This window comes from Sinorhizobium sp. (assembly GCF_059070375.1).
Window position 1 is genome coordinate 295,655 of record NZ_JCACWC010000004.1, and the last position, 17,474, is coordinate 313,128.

Genomic DNA, 17,474 nt, shown 5'->3' on the forward strand with positions numbered 1-17,474 from the left:
ATGTCTCTCATTCACGAAATCGACTACGGCACCCCTGCCTCCAAGTCCGAGAAGACGGTGACGCTGACGATAGACGGGCGCGAGATCACGGTTCCGGAAGGCACGTCGATCATGCGTGCGGCAATGGAAGCGGGCATCGAGGTGCCGAAGCTTTGCGCTTCCGACATGATGGATGCCTTCGGCTCCTGCCGGCTCTGTCTCGTAGAGATCGAGGGACGCGCCGGCATGCCGGCTTCCTGCACGACGCCGGTGGCGGCAGGCATCAGCGTTTCGACGCAGACGCAGCGGCTGAAGGATGTCCGCCGCGGCGTCATGGAGCTCTATATTTCCGACCATCCGCTCGACTGCCTCACCTGCGCAGCCAATGGCGATTGCGAGCTGCAGGACATGGCCGGTGCCGTGGGCCTGCGCGACGTGCGCTACGGCTATGACGGCGAGAACCATGTGACGGCGCGCAACAATGGCGAGATCAACGCAAAATGGGCGCCGAAGGACGAGTCGAATCCGTATTTCACCTATGATCCGGCGAAGTGCATCGTCTGTTCGCGCTGCGTGCGGGCCTGCGAGGAAGTGCAGGGCACCTTCGCGCTGACGATCAGCGGCCGCGGCTTCGATTCGCGCGTCTCCGCCGGCATGAACGAGGATTTCGTTTCCTCCGAATGCGTCTCCTGCGGCGCCTGCGTGCAGGCTTGCCCCACGGCGACGCTGACGGAAAAATCGGTGATCGAGATCGGCCAGCCGGAGCACTCGGTCGTCACCACCTGCGCCTATTGCGGCGTGGGCTGCTCGTTCAAGGCGGAGATGCGCGGCGAGGAGCTGGTGCGCATGGTGCCCTGGAAGGACGGCCAGGCGAATCGCGGCCATTCCTGCGTCAAGGGCCGCTTCGCCTATGGTTATTCCAACCACAGGGACCGCATTCTCAATCCGATGGTCCGCGAGAAGGTCACCGATCCCTGGCGCGAGGTCACCTGGGAAGAGGCTTTCGCGCATATCGCCTCCGAGTTCCGCCGCATCCAGTATCAGTATGGCCGCGATTCGGTCGGCGGCATCACGTCTTCGCGCTGCACCAATGAGGAAACCTTTCTGGTGCAGAAGCTGGTGCGCGCCGGCTTCGGCAACAACAATGTCGACACCTGCGCCCGCGTCTGCCATTCGCCGACCGGTTACGGCCTCAACCAGACCTTCGGCACCTCCGCCGGTACGCAGGATTTCGACAGTGTCGAGCACACGGATGTTGCGGTCATCATCGGTGCCAACCCGACCGACGGCCACCCGGTCTTCGCCTCGCGGCTGAAGAAGCGACTGCGCCAGGGCGCCAAGCTGATCGTCATCGATCCGCGCCGGATCGATCTCGTCCGCTCCGCCCATGTCGAAGCGTCGTACCACCTGCCGCTGAAGCCCGGCACCAACGTTGCCATCCTGACGGCGATTGCGCATGTCATCGTCACGGAAGGCCTTGCCAACGAAGCCTTCATTCGCGAGCGCTGCGACTGGTCGGAATTCGAGGATTGGGCGGCCTTCGTGGCAGAGCCCCATCACAGCCCGGAAGCAACCGAAGCCTATACCGGCGTTTCACCGGAACTTGTGCGCAGGGCTGCGCGGCTTTACGCCACCGGCGGCAACGGCGCGATCTATTACGGCCTTGGCGTCACGGAGCACAGCCAGGGCTCGACGACGGTGATGGCGATCGCCAACCTCGCCATGCTCACCGGCAACATCGGCCGGCCGGGCGTCGGCGTCAATCCGCTGCGCGGCCAGAACAACGTCCAGGGCTCCTGCGACATGGGATCCTTCCCGCACGAGCTTCCCGGTTACCGACATATTTCGGACGATGCGACGCGCGAGATCTTCGAGAAGCTCTGGGGCGTGACGCTCAATCACGAGCCCGGCCTGCGCATCCCCAATATGCTCGACGCCGCCGTCGAGGGCACCTTCAAGGGCCTCTACGTGCAGGGCGAGGACATCCTGCAGTCGGATCCGGACACCAAGCACGTCGCCGCCGGCCTTGCGGCGATGGAATGCGTCGTGGTGCACGATCTCTTCCTCAACGAGACGGCCAACTACGCCCATGTCTTCCTGCCCGGATCGACCTTCCTCGAAAAGGACGGAACCTTCACCAATGCCGAGCGCCGCATCAACCGCGTCCGGCGCGTCATGCGGCCGAAGAACGGCTATGCCGATTGGGAGGTGACGCAGAAGATGGCGCAAGCCATGGGGCTTGCCTGGAACTATCGCCATCCGTCCGAGATCATGGACGAGATCGCGGCGACGACGCCGAGCTTTGCCATGGTCTCCTACGACTATCTGGACAAGATGGGCTCGGTGCAGTGGCCGTGCAATGAGAAGGCGCCGCTCGGCTCGCCCATCATGCATGTCGACGGTTTCGTGCGCGGCAAGGGCAAGTTCATCCGCACCGAATACGTGGCGACCGACGAAAGGACCGGTCCGCGCTTCCCGCTGCTTCTGACGACCGGCCGTATTCTCAGTCAGTACAATGTCGGCGCCCAGACGCGTCGCACGGAGAACGTCGTCTGGCATGCGGAAGACCGGCTGGAAATTCACCCGCACGACGCCGAGCAGCGCGGCATCCGCGACGGCGACTGGGTCAGGCTCGCCAGCCGCTCGGGCGATACGACGCTCCGCGCGTTGATCACCGACCGCGTCGCGCCGGGTGTCGTCTATACGACCTTCCATCACCCCTCGACTCAGGCGAACGTCATCACCACCGACTTTACCGATTGGGCGACCAACTGCCCGGAATACAAGGTGACCGCGGTGCAGGTCTCGCCGTCGAACGGTCCCTCCGACTGGCAGCGCGATTATGACGAGCAGGCTCGCCGGTCGCGTCGCATTTCCGGCAAGCTGGAGGCGGCGGAATAGGAGCGAGAATGGCGGGCAAGCGAGTTTCGTCCTCTCCATCCGGAACGACGGCGACGGTGCCGGAGGCTGCACGGCGCGGCGGCATCCTCGTCGCGCAGGCGCGCGTCGTGCCCGAGGAAACGCCGGTCGCCTTCACCTATGGCGGTTCGACGCATGCGGTGATGATGGCGACCCCTGCCGATCTCGAGGATTTCGCCATCGGCTTCAGCCTGACCGAAGGGATCATCACCCGTCCAGAACAGATCGACGACATAGACATCGTCGTCGAGGACAAGGGCATCGATCTGCAGATCAGGCTCGAGGAAGAACAGAACGACACTCTGCGCCTCAGACGTCGCCACATGGCCGGGCCCGTCGGTTGCGGTCTCTGCGGTATAGAGTCGATCGAGGAGGCCGTTCGCCCGACGCCTGATGTCTCCGCCTCGCTGCTTCGCCTTTCCGATCAGGACGTGGTGGACGCAGTTGCGCTTCTCAATGGACAACAGCCGCTGCATTTCGAGACACGGGCGGTGCACGGTGCCGCTTTCTATGTGCCCGGACGCGGACTGATCGCGGTCCGCGAGGATGTCGGGCGTCACAACGCGCTGGACAAGCTGACCGGAGCGGCCGCGCGCGCCGGGTTCAGGGGCGCTCAGGGCGCGGTTGTCGTCACGTCCCGCGTATCGGTCGAGATGGTGCAGAAAACCGCGATCGTCGGGAGCCCGGTGATCATTGCCATTTCTGCGCCGACGGCGCTCGCCATCCGCACGGCGGAAGGGGCGGGCATGACCCTCATCGCACTTGTCCGCGGCGACGAGTTTGAAATCTTCACCCATGCGGAGCGCATCATCCGGAATGACGAGGAGCCTGCGTCCTTGTCCGCCCGCGTGCCGCTATTCTGAATGCGGAGCAATCGTCCATGTCTGAAAACCACCCCAACGCCAAGCTCGTCTATATGGCGAACCAGATTGCCACCTTCTTCCTGACCCAGCCGGCGGAGGGGGCGGCCGAGGGCGTGGCCACGCATATCAACAAATATTGGGAGCCGCGCATGCGCCGCAAGCTCTTCGAGCATATCGCGCATGGCGGTGAAGGGTTGAACCCGCTGGTGCTCGAGGCGGCTGAGAAGATCCGCCGTCCGGAGGCGGTTTAAGGCCTGTTGGTCTGGCTGGATTCCTGTGACAAGCACAGGAATGAGGAAATCAAATAAGCGGCGGCGGGTAGCCCGAATCTCGACACGCCCTTAGAGCGCTTCCAGGAAGTTTGTCCTTCGATCCTCGTTCCTGTGCCTTCACAGGAATCGAGCCAGCCCAAGTCCTTGGGCTGGAAAAGACCCTTTCCGCCCCACAGGCGCGTCGCTGCCCTCATCCCGGTGACAGGTAGAGGAGGGAGAAGCTTGTGCTCTTCCCGACGGGAGCCGTTGCGTTCGAAGAAGAGCGCGGGCGGGAGTGCGGTCAGAAATTCTCCCAGTTGTCCGAGGCGGGAGCGAGGGCGAGATTGGACCTCGTGCCGCTACGCAGCGCCTTTGCAGTTGCGTGCAGACGCGTGGGCGAATGGGGCGCTTCCATCCTGTTGTCGCTTGCGGGCGAAGCGTTCCGTCCGATGCGGAACTGACGCAGCAGGGCGTGCAACGCGTCCGCCTCCTGCGACATCCGATGGCTCGCGGCCGTGCTTTCCTCCACCATGGCGGCGTTCTGCTGCGTCGTCTGATCCATCGCATTGACCGCCTGGTTGATTTCCTTGAGACCGGTCGACTGTTCGCGGGCGGCTTCCACGATCGCCGAGACGTTGTGATTTATCTCCTGCACCTGCGCCAGGATGGTTTCCAGGGCGGTGCCGGTCTGGCCGACCAGCGAGACGCCGTTCCTCACATGCTCGCCTGAAGCGGTGATCAGGGATTTGATGTCCTTTGCCGCGCTGGCCGATCGCTGCGCCAGTTCGCGGACCTCCTGGGCCACGACGGCGAAGCCCTTGCCGGCTTCTCCGGCACGAGCCGCCTCGACACCGGCATTGAGGGCCAGCAGGTTCGTCTGGAAGGCGATGTCGTCGATGACGCCGATGATGTTGCTGATTTCGCGCGAGGATTGCTCGATCTGGCCCATGGCGCCGATCGCGCTTTTGACGACAAGTCCGGAGCGCTCGGCGCCATCCTTCGTCTTTGCGACCAGATTACCCGCTTCCTCGGCACGGCGGCTGGAATCCGCGACGGTCGTGGTGATCTCGTCCAGCGCTGCGGCCGTTTCTTCGACGGAGGCCGCCTGCTGTTCTGTACGTTTCGACAGATCGTCGGCTGCAGACCGGATCTCGCGTGCGCCGCCGGCGATCGCGCTTGCATTTTCGCCGACCGTCTGCATGGCCCGACAGAGGCGGACAAGCGCTTCGTTGAAGTCCTTGCGAACCATTTCCATGCTGGGAACGAAGGGCGTGTCGAGCGATTGAGCCAGATCGCCGTCGGCAAGCGCTCGCAAGCCGGCTCCGAGCGCATTGATCGCGGCCATGCGTTCGGTCACGTCTGTCGCGAATTTGACCACCTTGTAAACCCGACCGTTCGGATCGCGAATGGGGTTGTAGGCGGCCTGGATCCAGACCTCCTTGCCGGCCTTGCCATAGCGCACGAATTCGTTGGAGATGAATTCGCCCTGGGCCAGGCGCTTCCAGAAATCGGCATATTCGGCCGTGCCGGTATAACCGGGCTCGCAGAACATGCTGTGGTGTCGGCCCTGGATTTCGGAGAGCTGATAGCCGAGCGTGTTGCAGAAGTTCTCGTTGGCTGTGAGCACCTCGCCGGCAGGCGTGAACTCGATCATCGCCTGCGAGCGGGAAATGGCGTCGAGCTTGCCCGCATCTTCCGTGGCCCGCATCTTGACGGCGGTGATGTCGGTTGCGAACTTCACCACCTTGTAGGGCTTGCCGTTTCGGGAGACCGGGTTGTAACTCGCCTGGATCCAGATCTCCCGTCCGCCCTTGGCGAGGCGCCGGTAGCTGTTGCTGTCGAATTCGCCGCGGCCGAGGCGTGCCCAGAACTCACGATACTCCTCAGTCGCCACGTATTCCGGCGCGCAGAAGATGCGATGGTGCTGTCCGACGATTTCCTGCAGACTATAGCCGAGAGCCTTGCAGAAGTTCTCGTTGGCGTCGAGGACGTTGCCGGCGAGGTCGAACTGAATGATGGCCTGCGATTTGGACAAGGCTTCGATGATCTGCCGTGCGTCACGGCTTCTGGTAAATGAAAACATGATCCCCTCTGAAATTTTCGCGTCGAAACGGCCGCGGAGCGGACGCTTGTGATCTGCTTCGCCGTCCTTCAGGAAAGGGCGGCTGGCGGTTGCTGGGGAGATTTCGAAATCACGAAGGGCTTCATGCCGCTGTGCGATAAATTAGTAAAGCGAGCTTAAAATCGCGTTAAAATAGAATTTTTGCTTACATACTCGCAATAAGATGTGGTCCTTTGCCGCGCAGAGCGACTTAACTGTTTCAAGGAAATAGTGAGTCGCTCCCGATATGCAGATGCGCAGGCTCAGGCCGCCAGTTCTTCGGTTTCCCGCTCCTTGAACATGCGGGCGAGATTGAGGAAGCAGATCATGCCCGATTCATTGGCGATGATGCCTTCCGCAAAGCTCTTGTCGAAGGATGCGGTGACTTCAGGCACAGGCTGTACCTGACTGCCCTGCACGGTCAGAATGTCGGAAACGCGGTCGACGACGAGACCGATGACCATGTTGTGGACCTCGGCGACGACGATCGCGCTGCGTTCGTTGGTGACGGTCGATTTCATGCCGAGCTTATGGGCGAGATCGATGATCGGGATCACCGTCCCGCGCAGGTTCATCACGCCGATCACTTCCGGCGGGGCATGCGGGATGGGCGTCGAGGGGGCCCAGCCGCGTATCTCGCGGATCGTCGTGGTCTTGACGCAAAATTCCTGATCGTGGAGGCGAAACGCTATGATTTCGAGCGTCTCGCCGTCAAATCCGGCTGCTCTCTGCGTGCTTGTCATCGAAGGTCCTTCCAGCTTTCCGATCGTGGTGGTCCGCCGATGACATCCGGCGAGGCGCAAGCCGCTTCATGCGCGGAAAATCCGCCTTGCGCGCTGTATGCCTATACTAGGCGCGGATTCGTTAAGCCTTTGCTGAACGTTCCCCCCTCGCAGGAGAGTAGGCGGAGCATGGCTTCAGGCCGCGCGTGTCGGCCGGTCGAGGATACGGCGTCCGAAGAGGCTTGCCGTCAGTTCGACCAGGATGCGTGCGCTCTTTCCCCGGTCGTCGAGGAACGGGTTGAGCTCGACCACATCGAGGGAAGAGACGAGGCCGCTGTCGCACAACACTTCCATGATGAGGTGAGCCTCGCGGAAGGTCGCGCCGCCCGGGACCGTCGTCCCTACGCCGGGGGCAAGTTCCGGATCCATGAAATCGACGTCGAGGCTCACATGCAGCAGACCGTTGGCCGCGCGAACCTCATCGACGATCTGGCGGATGATATGGGCCATGCCCATCTCGTCGATGGTCCGCATATCGAAGACATTGACGCCGTGCTCGGCAATTTCCTCGCGCTCACGTGCGTCGACCGAGCGGATTCCGACCTGATAGACCTTCTTCGGGTCCACCAGCGGCCGGTCCTTCGGGAGGATCGGAGCGAACTCCGCTTCGCCGCAGAAGAAGGCGACGGGCATGCCGTGCATGTTTCCCGAGGGCGAGGTCGCCGGCGAGTTGAAGTCGGCATGCGCGTCCAGCCATAGGACGAAGAGGGGCCGGCCGACGTCCTGGGCATGACGCGCCATGCCGGAGACGCTGCCCATCGAGAGCGCGTGGTCGCCGCCGAGAATGATGGGGAAATGTCCCTTGCGCGCGGTTTCATGCACGGCTTCGTCGAGCGCGCGCGCGAAAGCTGCGACGGATTGCAGATTGTTGGCGCCGGGATGATTGGCGAGATCGCGTGCCGGCAGCGGCCTCAGATCCCCCTCGTCATTGACCGTATGGCCGAGTTCGGCGAGGACCGTGTCTATGCCTGCGATTCTGAGCGCCGTCGGCCCCATGGCCGCGCCACGGCGGCCCGAGCCTTCCTCGATGGGTGCGCCGATCAATGTGATGGTTTTCATGTCCGCCTCGTCCCTTCGCCCGGTTGCCGGGAAGCTCGGTTCCCGTGAAGTTCGGCGGATTATCGTCAAAAAGCGTGGCGGCAAAAAGATGGAAAACTGTCGATTGGAAAGATAAGATGCGCAAAGTGTAAAGGCTCTTTTGACGAAGTGATAAGATGGATGATCTCGATCAGGCGCTCATCGGCGCTCTCCGGCAAAATTCCCGTATGCCCGTCTCCGCGCTTTCGGCGATGACCGGCGTCTCGCGTGCCACGGTCGCTGCGCGCATCGACCGGCTCGTCGCGAATGGGACCATTGCCGCTTTCACCATCCGCACGGGCGCGGAAATCCCCGCCTCCGGAGTCAGGGCCGTGGTGATGATCGAGGTTCACGGAAAGATGGCGGACCGCGTCGCCGAACAATTGCGCGGGCTGCCGCAGGTCCGGGCGCTGCACAGCACCAATGGAAGGTGGGATTTCATTGCCGAACTCGAGGACCGGGATCTCGCGAGCTTCGATGAGACCTTGCGGCGCATCCGTTTGATCGACGGCATCAACGTCACCGAAACGAACATTCTGCTGAAGACCAGCAAGTTGACCGGGTCTTCGTGAGGCGATCGCCGCGGCGCGAATTGGAGACGCGCGGCCGTTTTTGTTCTTGATTTGTTCTTATCTTCGGATAAGATGTTCCTCTCAGCAAACAAGAGAGGCATGAGCACCGGCGCGGTCTCCGCGGCATTCGGTCTCATTTTGAACGATGGCGTATTTGATCGCGGGTTCCACCCGCGAGACATCATTGCGATCCAGGGAGATTGCCATGGCTAGTTATTCCGGCGGCCCGTCGGTGCGGCAGATCTGCATAAAGCTCTTCGTCAGGCATGGTGACGAGGAGCGGGCGATTGCGTTCTACCGCGATGTCTTCGGCGCCGAGTTGCTGCAGCGGCACGAGTGGAGCGGCATTCTGACGAGTGCCGACCTCTGCATCGGCGACTCGGTCTTCCGGGTGGCCGGCGCCAATCCACGCCGGGACGCCGAACCGAGGCTCGGCGGGCCGCGATCGCCGCACGCGCTCGGAACAACCGCGGCGATCCTGGAACTGCACGTCGACGACGTGGACCGCGTGCTCGAAAGGGCGATGGGCTCCGGCGCCAGTCTGCGCAATGTCGCCGAAACGCTGCCGACCGGCGACCGGGTCGGCGCCCTCATCGATCCGTTCGGTCATATCTGGGCGCTGTTCACGGCAACGGACGAGAGCGAGGTACTGGATGCGTTCGGGGTCGATCGCAACGCGGCGTGAAGGGGCGCTCCTTCACGCCTGACCCGAGCTCGCCTGTTCGCGGACGGAAAACCGTTACACACTTTTCCTGGAAGTGCTTTGGAAGCGGGTGAATCCCGCAAGTGGTTTCATGATGTGTCCGCGGCCGTCGCCGAAGAATTGGGATAGGCCGGCTGCGACCTCGTTGCTCGGATTGCCGTAGACCTCGAACTTCTCGACGCTGCAATGCTTCGATACCGCTCGGATGTGGGGGTCCGATATTTCCCAATGGCGCAGAACGTCTTCGCTATTCCGGTAGAGCTGAAAGCTAACCGCACGCATCTCCTGCTCGTCGACAAATGTCTGGACCATGAGTTGAGGTCCGTTTCGCTCGACGAACTCGATCGCTTGCTTCACCGCTTCGCGAAAAGGTTCCAGGCTGCCTTCGGTGATCTTCATCACGTTCCGGAAGAGTATCTGCTCAGTCATATCGTACCTCCGTGTCCGTTACACGGAGTGATTTCTGCGACCTCAACCGTGCTTGAGGTCAAGACTCCGGTTCGAAAAATAATGGGACGACCCAGACGATGAACCCGTCCGCCGGATCGGCCGGCGGGCGGCATCGTCAGGCCTCAATACTCCCTTTCGAAGAAGATGCCTCCGGCGGCCGAGCCGTCGCCGGCCGCTTCTCCCTTCAGCTTCACGCCGCGGCCGATGTCGAGGTTGATGACCGCCTTGCTGGAAGCGGAGTCCGAGCCCTGCTGCAATTCGAGATAGGTGCGGTCGTTGAGATATTTGCCGGCGCGGACCTGGGCGCCGCCGCTCTCGTCGGTCGTGATGTCGAGATCGTCGACGCCGAGCTTGTTGCGCAGGCCGTCGAGCAGCGACGTCGATCCGCCGCCGGCAAGCTGGCCCACGGCCGAGGCGAGCTGCGCGATCTGGAAGGCGGAGAGATTGTTCAGCGACCGGTTGAAGATGAGCTGCGCCAGGATCTCGTCCTGCGGCAGGGCGGGCGACGAGGAGAAGGTCACCGTCGGGTTGTTGGCCGGGCCTGCAACGTTGACCGTGATCGTCGTCGATCCGGCGCTCGAGGTCGCGTCGAGATCGAGCGTCGGGATGAGGTCGCCGCCGAAGCCGATGTGACCGTCGGTGAAGGTCAGGCGCTTGCCGAGAATCTCCAGGCGCCCGCGACGCATGTCGAATCCACCGGAAACGATCGGCTGGACGGCGGTGCCGCGGATGGTCAGATCGCCGCCGAGTTCGGCATCGATGCCGCGACCGCGTACGAAGAACTGGCCCGGGGAACTGACGGCGAGATCGAAGGCGATCGCGCCGCTTGCCTCGGTGCCGGCGGACGTATCCCGGCGCAGATCTTTCGTCATCCGCTGTACGCGTGCCGGGGCGTTGCGGTGCTTGATGTCGATCTGCGAGAGCGAGGCCGGCAGCTTCTCCGGTATGGTGATCGCGGCCCTGCGGATCGTCAGCCTTCCGCCAAGTACGGGCGTCGAGACGAGCGGCCCGTTGAGCGTCAGGTCGCCTGCAAGGTTGGCGGTGAACAGCGTGCCGTCGACATAGGTCGCATCGTTGAGCCGGATTTTGAGGTCCGCCGGGAAACCTGAACCGGGAACGATGCCCACGGTGCCGCTCGCCTCGATCGATCCGCCGCTGGCCAGATTGGCCGAGAGCCGAGAGATGGTCGCCTGCCTGCCGTCCAGTGCGACATTGGCGGTGAGGTCGTTGAGGGCGAGATTGCGGCGAACGTCCACGAGCCGGGCGCCGGCGGTCGAGACCGTGCCGGCAATCTGCGGCGCCCTGGCCGGGCCGGAGAGCGAAAGGTCGACCTTGGCCGATCCGGTCAGGGTGAAACCCTGTTGCGCCATGATATTGGCGAGCAGCGCGAAAGGTACGTCGCCGGCGAATTTCATCGAGATCGGCATGTCGCCGCCAAGCTCGACATTGCCGCCGCCCCGGAAGGAAAGGTCTCCGGGCCCGGAGACCGTGGCATCGACGGTGACCCTGTTGTCGGCGAAGCGCCCGTTTGCAGCAATCGCCAGCGACGATACGCCGGCGCCGCGCGCCGCTGCGACCGAGGCGTTGCTCCATCTGAGGTCGTAGACGACCACCGGAGCCGCCGCAGTTCCGTCCACGTCCACCGTCCCGGCGATCGTGCCTTCCGCCCCGAGCGTCGGGGCGAAGGTGTTGATCAGTGCGGCAGGCAGCTCGTTGAGTCTTGCCGAAATATCGAGCGTCGGTCCGGCAGAGCCGGCGACGGTGATCGTTCCCTTCGAAGCCTCGATGGTCAGGGCATCGAGGAGCACCGTGCCGTTCTCGATCGCGACGACGGTCGGGCGTGCAAGCTTCAGCGGTATCCGCTTGGGCGTTGCCGCGAAAGAGGCGAGACGGACTTCGGTGCGGCCGCCGCTTGCGACCATGTCGCCTTTGGCCGAAAGAGGGCCGCCGTCATATCTGCCGTCGACGGTAAAGCCGGTTCTGCCGCCCTGCTGATCGAAGGTGAGATTGAAGCCGGTGACACGGTTTTGACCCTGAGCGACGTTTTCCGCCTTGACGCTTCCCCGGATCGCGAGTGCCGCCACATCGGCGACGCTGATATCGGCGACCGGCTTTGTGATCGTCAGATCGCCACGCTTGATTCCGCTGCCGTTCGCTTTCAGCGTAAGGGAGGTCACACCGCCCACCGTTTTGATCGCTGCCGAGCCGGAGAGGTCTCCCGAGACCTTCTCGCCGGCCATGGCGGCAAGAAGGCCGAGATCGGGCAGATTGAAGTCGATCGTGCCCTCGGGCTTGAAGTCTGCCGTCAGATCGATCGCACCCGTCAATCTGTTGTCGCCGACCTTCGCCTCCAGGGTCGGGATCGAAGTGCGGCCGTCCTTCGAGACCACCTCGGCCTTCACGTCGATCGCCTGGCCGTCCAGAGCTCCCGTCGCCGTCAGCTTCGCCTGCGGACTGCCGGCTTTCGCCGTCGCATCGGCTGTGATCACGAAATCCGAAAGCGTGCGTCCCGCGAGGACCGCGCCGCTGGAGGTCACTTCCGCCTTGACGCCGAGCGCGTCGAGCGGCCCGGACAGGTCGGCGGTGAAGGCGGCCTTGCCTTCGGCCTCGGCGAGCAGCTTGCCGAGATCCGGTAATGCGCCCTCTATCTTGGCGGTCAACGCGCCCTCGGCAAGGGCGGCCGAACCGGTGGCGTTGACCGTCCCGGATTTGACTTCGAGTGCGCTCAGTTCGACGGCGCCGCCGGCCCCTGTCTCGACCTTGCCGGAGACGGTGATCGGCGCATCGAATTTTGCGCCGATGCCGGGCGGCAGCGCGGCGGGTTCGGCAACGAACTGGAAATTCGCCTCGGCCGTGTTGCCGGCGCGGTCGAGGCTAGCCGTCACATCGCCGCGAAAGCCGGCGCGTTCGATGACCAAGGGGTCGAGGCGGATGGTGTCGTCAGCGACGGTCACGGTTCCCTTCGCCGACAGGTCTTCCGCCGTTATGCCGGCCGACCGCACGGAGGCTATCGAGGCGCCGCTCCAGGTGAGATCGTAGCGGACGACCGGTGCCGCGCCATTCCCGGCAATGTCCACCTTGCCCGCAATCGTGCCCTCGGCCCCGAGCGTCGGCGCGACGGTGTGGATCAAGGTGGCTGGCAGTTCGCTGATATCCGCCGAAATATCAAGGGTCTCGCCTGCCGTACCGGTAACGGCGACCGTACCCGTCGATGCCTGGATCGTCAGCCCATCGATATGCACGACGCCGTTCTCGATGGCGATGACGGTCGGCCGGGCAAGCTGCAAGGGGATGCGCTTGGCTGTCGCCGAGGCCGATGCAAGGCTTATTTCGGTCCGGCCGTCACGGCTCGCGAGATCGCCGGTCGCTGCGAGCGGAGAGCCCTCATATTCGGCACCGACCGAGAAGCCGGTTCTTTCCGCCTGTTGCTCGAAGGCGATATCGATGTCCGTCAGGCGGTTTTCGCCTTGGACGACGCTTTCGGCCCTGACACCGCCCTTGATCGCCAGGCTGGCAAGATCGGCGACGTCGACGTCGACCACGGGCTTGGCAATGGTCAATGCGTCCCGCCTGATGCTTTCGCCGCGGGCCGTCAGCGCGAGCGACGTGACGCCGTCGGCGGTCCGGATTGTCGCGGAGCCGGCAAGGTCGCCCGATGCCTGCTGCCCGGCCATGGCGGCAAGGAGGCCGAGATCGGGCAGGTTGAAGTCGATCGTCCCATTCGGCTTGAAGTCGGCTGTAAGCTCCATCGCACCGGTCAGCCGGTTTTCGCCGATCTTTGCCTCGAGGGCGGGGATCGAGGTGCGGCCATCCCGGGTGACGACGTCGGCGCGGACGTCGATCGCCTGGCCGTCGAGGGTACCGGTTGCCGTCAGCTTCGCTTCGGGGCTCCCCGGCGTCACGGTAGCGTCGGCATTGACGACGAGATCGTCCAGTGTGCGGCCAGCGAGCGTCGCTCCGCTTGAGGTTATCTCTGCTTCGATGCCGAGCTTGTTCAGAGGGCCTGAGGCGACCGCGTGGAAGGCGGCCGAGCCTTTCGCATCGGCGAGCAGCCGTCCGAGATCGGGCAGCGTCCCCTGGATGTCCGCAGTCAATGTGCTTCCGGCAAGCGCAACGGAGCCGGAGGCGTCGAGCGCACCGGACTTTATGTCGAGTTCGCTCAACCGGACGCTGCCGTCCTGTTCCACGACCGCATTGCCCGCAAGGGCGATGGTCCTGTCGAACTTGTCGGCGAGCCCCGGCGGCAAGACCTCTCTGACGGCAAAGGCCTTGAATGCCGCCTCGATCGTCGTTTCGACGCGATCGAAGCTGCCGGTGACCGTGCCGCCGATGCTCGCGCTTTCGATCTCCAGCGGGTCGAAACGGATGTCTTCCGGAGTAACGGCGATGGTGCCGTCGAGCTTCAGGGGCGCCTGCACCGCCCGATCGAGATCGGCATTTGCAAAGCGGCTCTCGGCGATTTCTACGGTCGTCTTCAGGGGACCGGACCGGGTCGCCAGATTGAAGGCGTCGCTCTGTGCCGACAGCCGGATGCCGCCCAATCGTCCCTGCGGCAGGTTCACGGACGGCACATTGGCGGCGATGTCGAGGATTGCCGACTGCCCGTCGCCGATCAGCGACAGGTTTGCGGTGTCGACGAGCGCCTGCAACTCGCCGTCTTTCAGCGGCCAGCGGAAATCGAATGGCCCGCTCGTACCGGCGAGCCTTGCCTGGAGGTTGTTCTCGCCGCGGCTGTCGACCGTGCCGGAGACATCGAGCGTCATGGCGCCGGTCGAAATCTTGCCCGCATCGATCCGGACCTTGCTCGTGCCGTCGAAGGCGGCCCTCAGGTCGATCCTGCTCTCCCCTTCGAAGAGCGGCCTGAAGGCCGGTGGCGTCAGCGTGGCGAAAGCGCCGCCGCCGGATACGGTAAGCATGTGCATTCCGTCGGCCGCGAGCACGTGCTGCCCGTCGAGCCGAAGGATCTCGCTTCCGTCGAGCGTAACCGTACCCGAGCCCGCCCAGTCGGAAAGCGGTCCCTGTCCGGTCACGGTCATGTTGACGGCAGGTTCTCCCGGCAGGCGGAGCAGCCTCGCCAGAAGGCCGCCCTTCGGCTCCGCGAGCTCGGCTTCAAGCTTCAGCTGGTTGCCGGCCGGGTTGAAGACGAGATCGGCGGTCGCGCGCGCATCAGGGCGGTCCCGTTCGGCGGCATCGAGCACGAGAGCGATGCTGGAATTCGTCGCGTAGAGCTTGCCCATGGCCGTCAGGAAATGATCTTCGCCGGCGATCTGTTTGCCGAGCACGATTTCCTTGAGGTCGAAGGCATCGATCTTCACGTCCACCGGAAGGGCAAATGTCGAGCGCACTTCCTGGGTCTCGGTCGAGGGGACGGGCAACCGTTCGACGCGGACCGTGCCGGCCGAAATCCTGCTGGCGTCGAAGCGAAGCGAGAATAGTTCTGCGGGCGACCAGTCCACCGAAAGGTCGCGGACCTCCGCATAAATGCCTTCGCCATCGAAGAGCGTAATGGTGCCGGCCGTGAAGTCGCCGGTCAGAAGCGCGCCCGGGTCTGCGATGCGTACGATCTGGTCGGGGGTTGCCGCATATTTCTCGATCGCCCAGGCGACGACGCGGGCGCCGGGCACCGTGAAGCCCAGAAAGCCGACGAGCAGGAGGAGCACGACCACGAGCGTGCCGAGGGCGGCGAAGAAGTACCGCAGCGCAGATCGAAGGAAAAAGGTGACCTGATTCATGTCCTATCCATAGTCCATGTTGCGCCGCTCTGGAATCGGTAGAGTGCCGGCACATCGCCCGGCAGGCGGGACTTCGCTCATCTTACCACGCTGTCGCGCGCATGCAGCAAATAGTCCGGGCATCAGAAGGACTGGCCGATACCGGCATAGATTCCGTAAGTGGTGCCCCCCGGATATTTGTTGAGCGGCACGGCGAAGTCGAGCCGGATCGGGCCGAAGGGCGTCGCATAGCGCAGACCGATGCCCGCGCCGGCCCGGATGTCGGAGAAATTGGGCGCCGTGTTTTCCGAAACGGTGCCGGCGTCGATGAACGGCACGATGCCGATCGTATCGGTGACGGCGATGCGGGCTTCGAGGGAGCCGCTCACATAGGAGCGTCCGCCGGTCAGTTCGTCATCGGCGTCGCGGGGGCTGATCTCCTGATAGGAATAGCCGCGCACCGACCCGCCACCGCCGAGGAAAAACCGCCGGGTCGCGGGAATATCGGAGAGTTCGTCGCCACCGATGAGCACGCCGGCGCCGAGCTTGCCGGCCAGCACGAAGCGCTTTTCCGTTCCAAACGCGTAATAGCCGGACGCGGAAGCTTCGAAGGAGCTGAAAAAGGTCTTTCCTTCGATTTCGTAGCTCGGTTTGGCATTGATCAGCGCCCGGTAACCCTCCGTCGGGTTCAGCTTGTCGTCGCGTGCGTCGCGGACATATTCGAACGGGAGGGCGGCGGTGATATAGGAATTCGAACCGAAAGCGTCGTCGACATCCGCCCAGCCCACTTCCGAGCCGACGGAGAACGTGTCTTCGGGCGAAAGCTCGAAAGCGGCGCCAGCCGCCGCGGTAACCGTTTTGGCACTATAGGCGTCCGGATCGACGATCGCGGCCTTGACGCTTGCGGTAAAGGTCGATGCCGGCCCGAAGGCGCCGGGTTTCGCAAAGAGAATGCCGGCCGAATAATCGAGTCCGGCGACATCCGTGGTCTCGCCGAGGCGGTCGACCGAGCCTTCGATCCGAAGCGATTCTGCGCGTCCGAAGAGATTGCGGTGTCCCCAATAGCCCTGAAGCCCAAGGCCGTCCGTGGTCGAGACCTGTCCGCCGAAACCGAAATAGCGGTGCTTGCCTTCGGACACCTGGATGTTCATCGGGATCGTGCCGTCGGGCGCGAGCCCGTCGGCTTCGTTGATGGTGACGCTGGAAAACACGTTCAACTGCCGCAGCCGCTCGGCGGCCTTGCGAATATTCTCCGGCGAATATGGGCGGCCGTGGTTCAGGCGGGAATAATCCTTGACGAAATCCGGGTCGACCGTTCTGGCGCCGCTGACGGTCAGGTCGCCGACGGGCGCGACCGGCCCGCCATCGGCGCGGATCGTTACATCGACCGTGGAAGTCGCGTGATCGGCAACGACGCTGCGCTCGGCGAGCTTGGCCAGCGGCCTGCTCTGTTCCTTGAGATCGTTCACGATCTGCTCGCCCGCCTTGATGATCAAGGTCGAGTCGGCGCGGGCGCCACGCTTGAGGTCGTAGGCGGCTGGGTCGAGCCGCGCGGCGTCTCCCTCGAGCCTGACCGAGCCCAGCGTGAATGCCGGCCCGGGAGCAACGCGAACCACGACCGGTACGGGCTGGCCGTCGGGGAAAGCCGGGTCCGGGGGGAGGCTATCGATGTCCTGGCCGTTGACCAGAATGCTGACGGTGCCGCCGTAACGCGCCTTTTCGTAGAGGACGGCGAGGAGTCGATCGCGGTCGTCGCGCGCCTTGATCGCCAGGCCAAGGTCGCCCGAGACCGGTTCTTCCTGATCCTGAACGAGCCGCGAGCCGTTTTCCAGCGCCTCCCGGAGCTCCTCGTCATCCGTTCCCGGCTCGAAAGTCAGCGTATAGCGAACCGGGTCTATGACCTGAACTTCTTCTTCCGCGCTTTCGAAAAACCGCATGCCGAAAATCTTGAACGCGTGGGCCTGCTCGACGGAAACCGGGCCGAGCACGGCCGATGCCACGATTGTGAGCGCGGTCGCTGTCTTCCAGTGCGCAATACTCGATCGTGGTGGAGACATTCCTCTCCG

11 protein-coding genes are annotated in these 17,474 nt (G+C 63.7%); 5 read left to right on the forward strand and 6 right to left on the reverse strand.

Annotation, left to right across the window (positions count from 1 at the left end):
• Genes fdhF through AC5J09_RS27730 form a run of 3 tightly spaced genes read left to right on the forward strand, consistent with a single transcriptional unit; the run spans nt 1 to nt 4,012 of the window.
• Complete coding sequence (gene fdhF / locus AC5J09_RS27720; RefSeq protein ID WP_018097252.1) at nt 1-2,880, forward strand: formate dehydrogenase subunit alpha; 2,880 nt, start codon at nt 1-3, stop codon at nt 2,878-2,880.
• 8 nt (nt 2,881-2,888) lie between these two features.
• Nucleotides 2,889-3,761 (forward strand): formate dehydrogenase accessory sulfurtransferase FdhD, encoded by an 873-nt coding sequence (gene fdhD / locus AC5J09_RS27725; RefSeq protein WP_494299046.1) that lies wholly within the window; start codon nt 2,889-2,891, stop codon nt 3,759-3,761.
• Nucleotides 3,762-3,778: 17 nt separating this feature from the next.
• Complete coding sequence (locus AC5J09_RS27730) at nt 3,779-4,012, forward strand: formate dehydrogenase subunit delta (protein WP_018097250.1); 234 nt, start codon at nt 3,779-3,781, stop codon at nt 4,010-4,012.
• A gap of 301 nt (nt 4,013-4,313) precedes the next feature.
• Here the strand turns inward: AC5J09_RS27730 and AC5J09_RS27735 are convergent, their stop codons facing one another.
• The 3 genes from AC5J09_RS27735 to rocF form a co-directional block, all read right to left on the reverse strand.
• Nucleotides 4,314-6,095, reverse strand: coding sequence for a methyl-accepting chemotaxis protein (locus AC5J09_RS27735; protein ID WP_494299047.1), 1,782 nt, complete (start codon nt 6,093-6,095; stop codon nt 4,314-4,316).
• Nucleotides 6,096-6,376: 281 nt separating this feature from the next.
• Nucleotides 6,377-6,856, reverse strand: a complete 480-nt coding sequence (locus tag AC5J09_RS27740; RefSeq protein WP_003528560.1) for a chemotaxis protein CheW — start codon at nt 6,854-6,856, stop codon at nt 6,377-6,379.
• Nucleotides 6,857-7,030: 174 nt separating this feature from the next.
• Complete coding sequence (gene rocF / locus AC5J09_RS27745) at nt 7,031-7,954, reverse strand: arginase (protein WP_100674604.1); 924 nt, start codon at nt 7,952-7,954, stop codon at nt 7,031-7,033.
• Between the two features lie 155 nt (nt 7,955-8,109).
• Between rocF and AC5J09_RS27750 the strand changes: the two genes are divergently transcribed.
• Together AC5J09_RS27750 and AC5J09_RS27755 are read left to right on the forward strand one after the other, a co-directional pair.
• Nucleotides 8,110-8,544, forward strand: a complete 435-nt coding sequence (locus AC5J09_RS27750; protein ID WP_100674603.1) for an Lrp/AsnC family transcriptional regulator — start codon at nt 8,110-8,112, stop codon at nt 8,542-8,544.
• A gap of 205 nt (nt 8,545-8,749) precedes the next feature.
• Complete coding sequence (locus AC5J09_RS27755) at nt 8,750-9,229, forward strand: VOC family protein (RefSeq protein WP_275597239.1); 480 nt, start codon at nt 8,750-8,752, stop codon at nt 9,227-9,229.
• Nucleotides 9,230-9,283: 54 nt separating this feature from the next.
• Here AC5J09_RS27755 and AC5J09_RS27760 read toward each other — a convergent pair whose 3' ends face one another.
• The 3 genes from AC5J09_RS27760 to AC5J09_RS27770 form a co-directional block, all read right to left on the reverse strand.
• Entirely contained in the window at nt 9,284-9,676 is a 393-nt protein-coding gene (locus AC5J09_RS27760) for a hypothetical protein (protein WP_494299050.1), read from the reverse strand.
• Nucleotides 9,677-9,819: 143 nt separating this feature from the next.
• Nucleotides 9,820-15,429 carry a translocation/assembly module TamB domain-containing protein gene (locus AC5J09_RS27765; RefSeq protein ID WP_494299052.1) on the reverse strand — a complete coding sequence of 1,870 codons (5,610 nt, stop codon included), beginning with the start codon at nt 15,427-15,429 and terminating at the stop codon, nt 9,820-9,822.
• Nucleotides 15,430-15,551: 122 nt separating this feature from the next.
• On the reverse strand, nt 15,552-17,465 hold the full coding sequence (locus AC5J09_RS27770; RefSeq protein ID WP_494299053.1) for an autotransporter assembly complex protein TamA: 1,914 nt from the start codon (nt 17,463-17,465) through the stop codon (nt 15,552-15,554).
• Nucleotides 17,466-17,474: the final 9 nt, after the last annotated feature.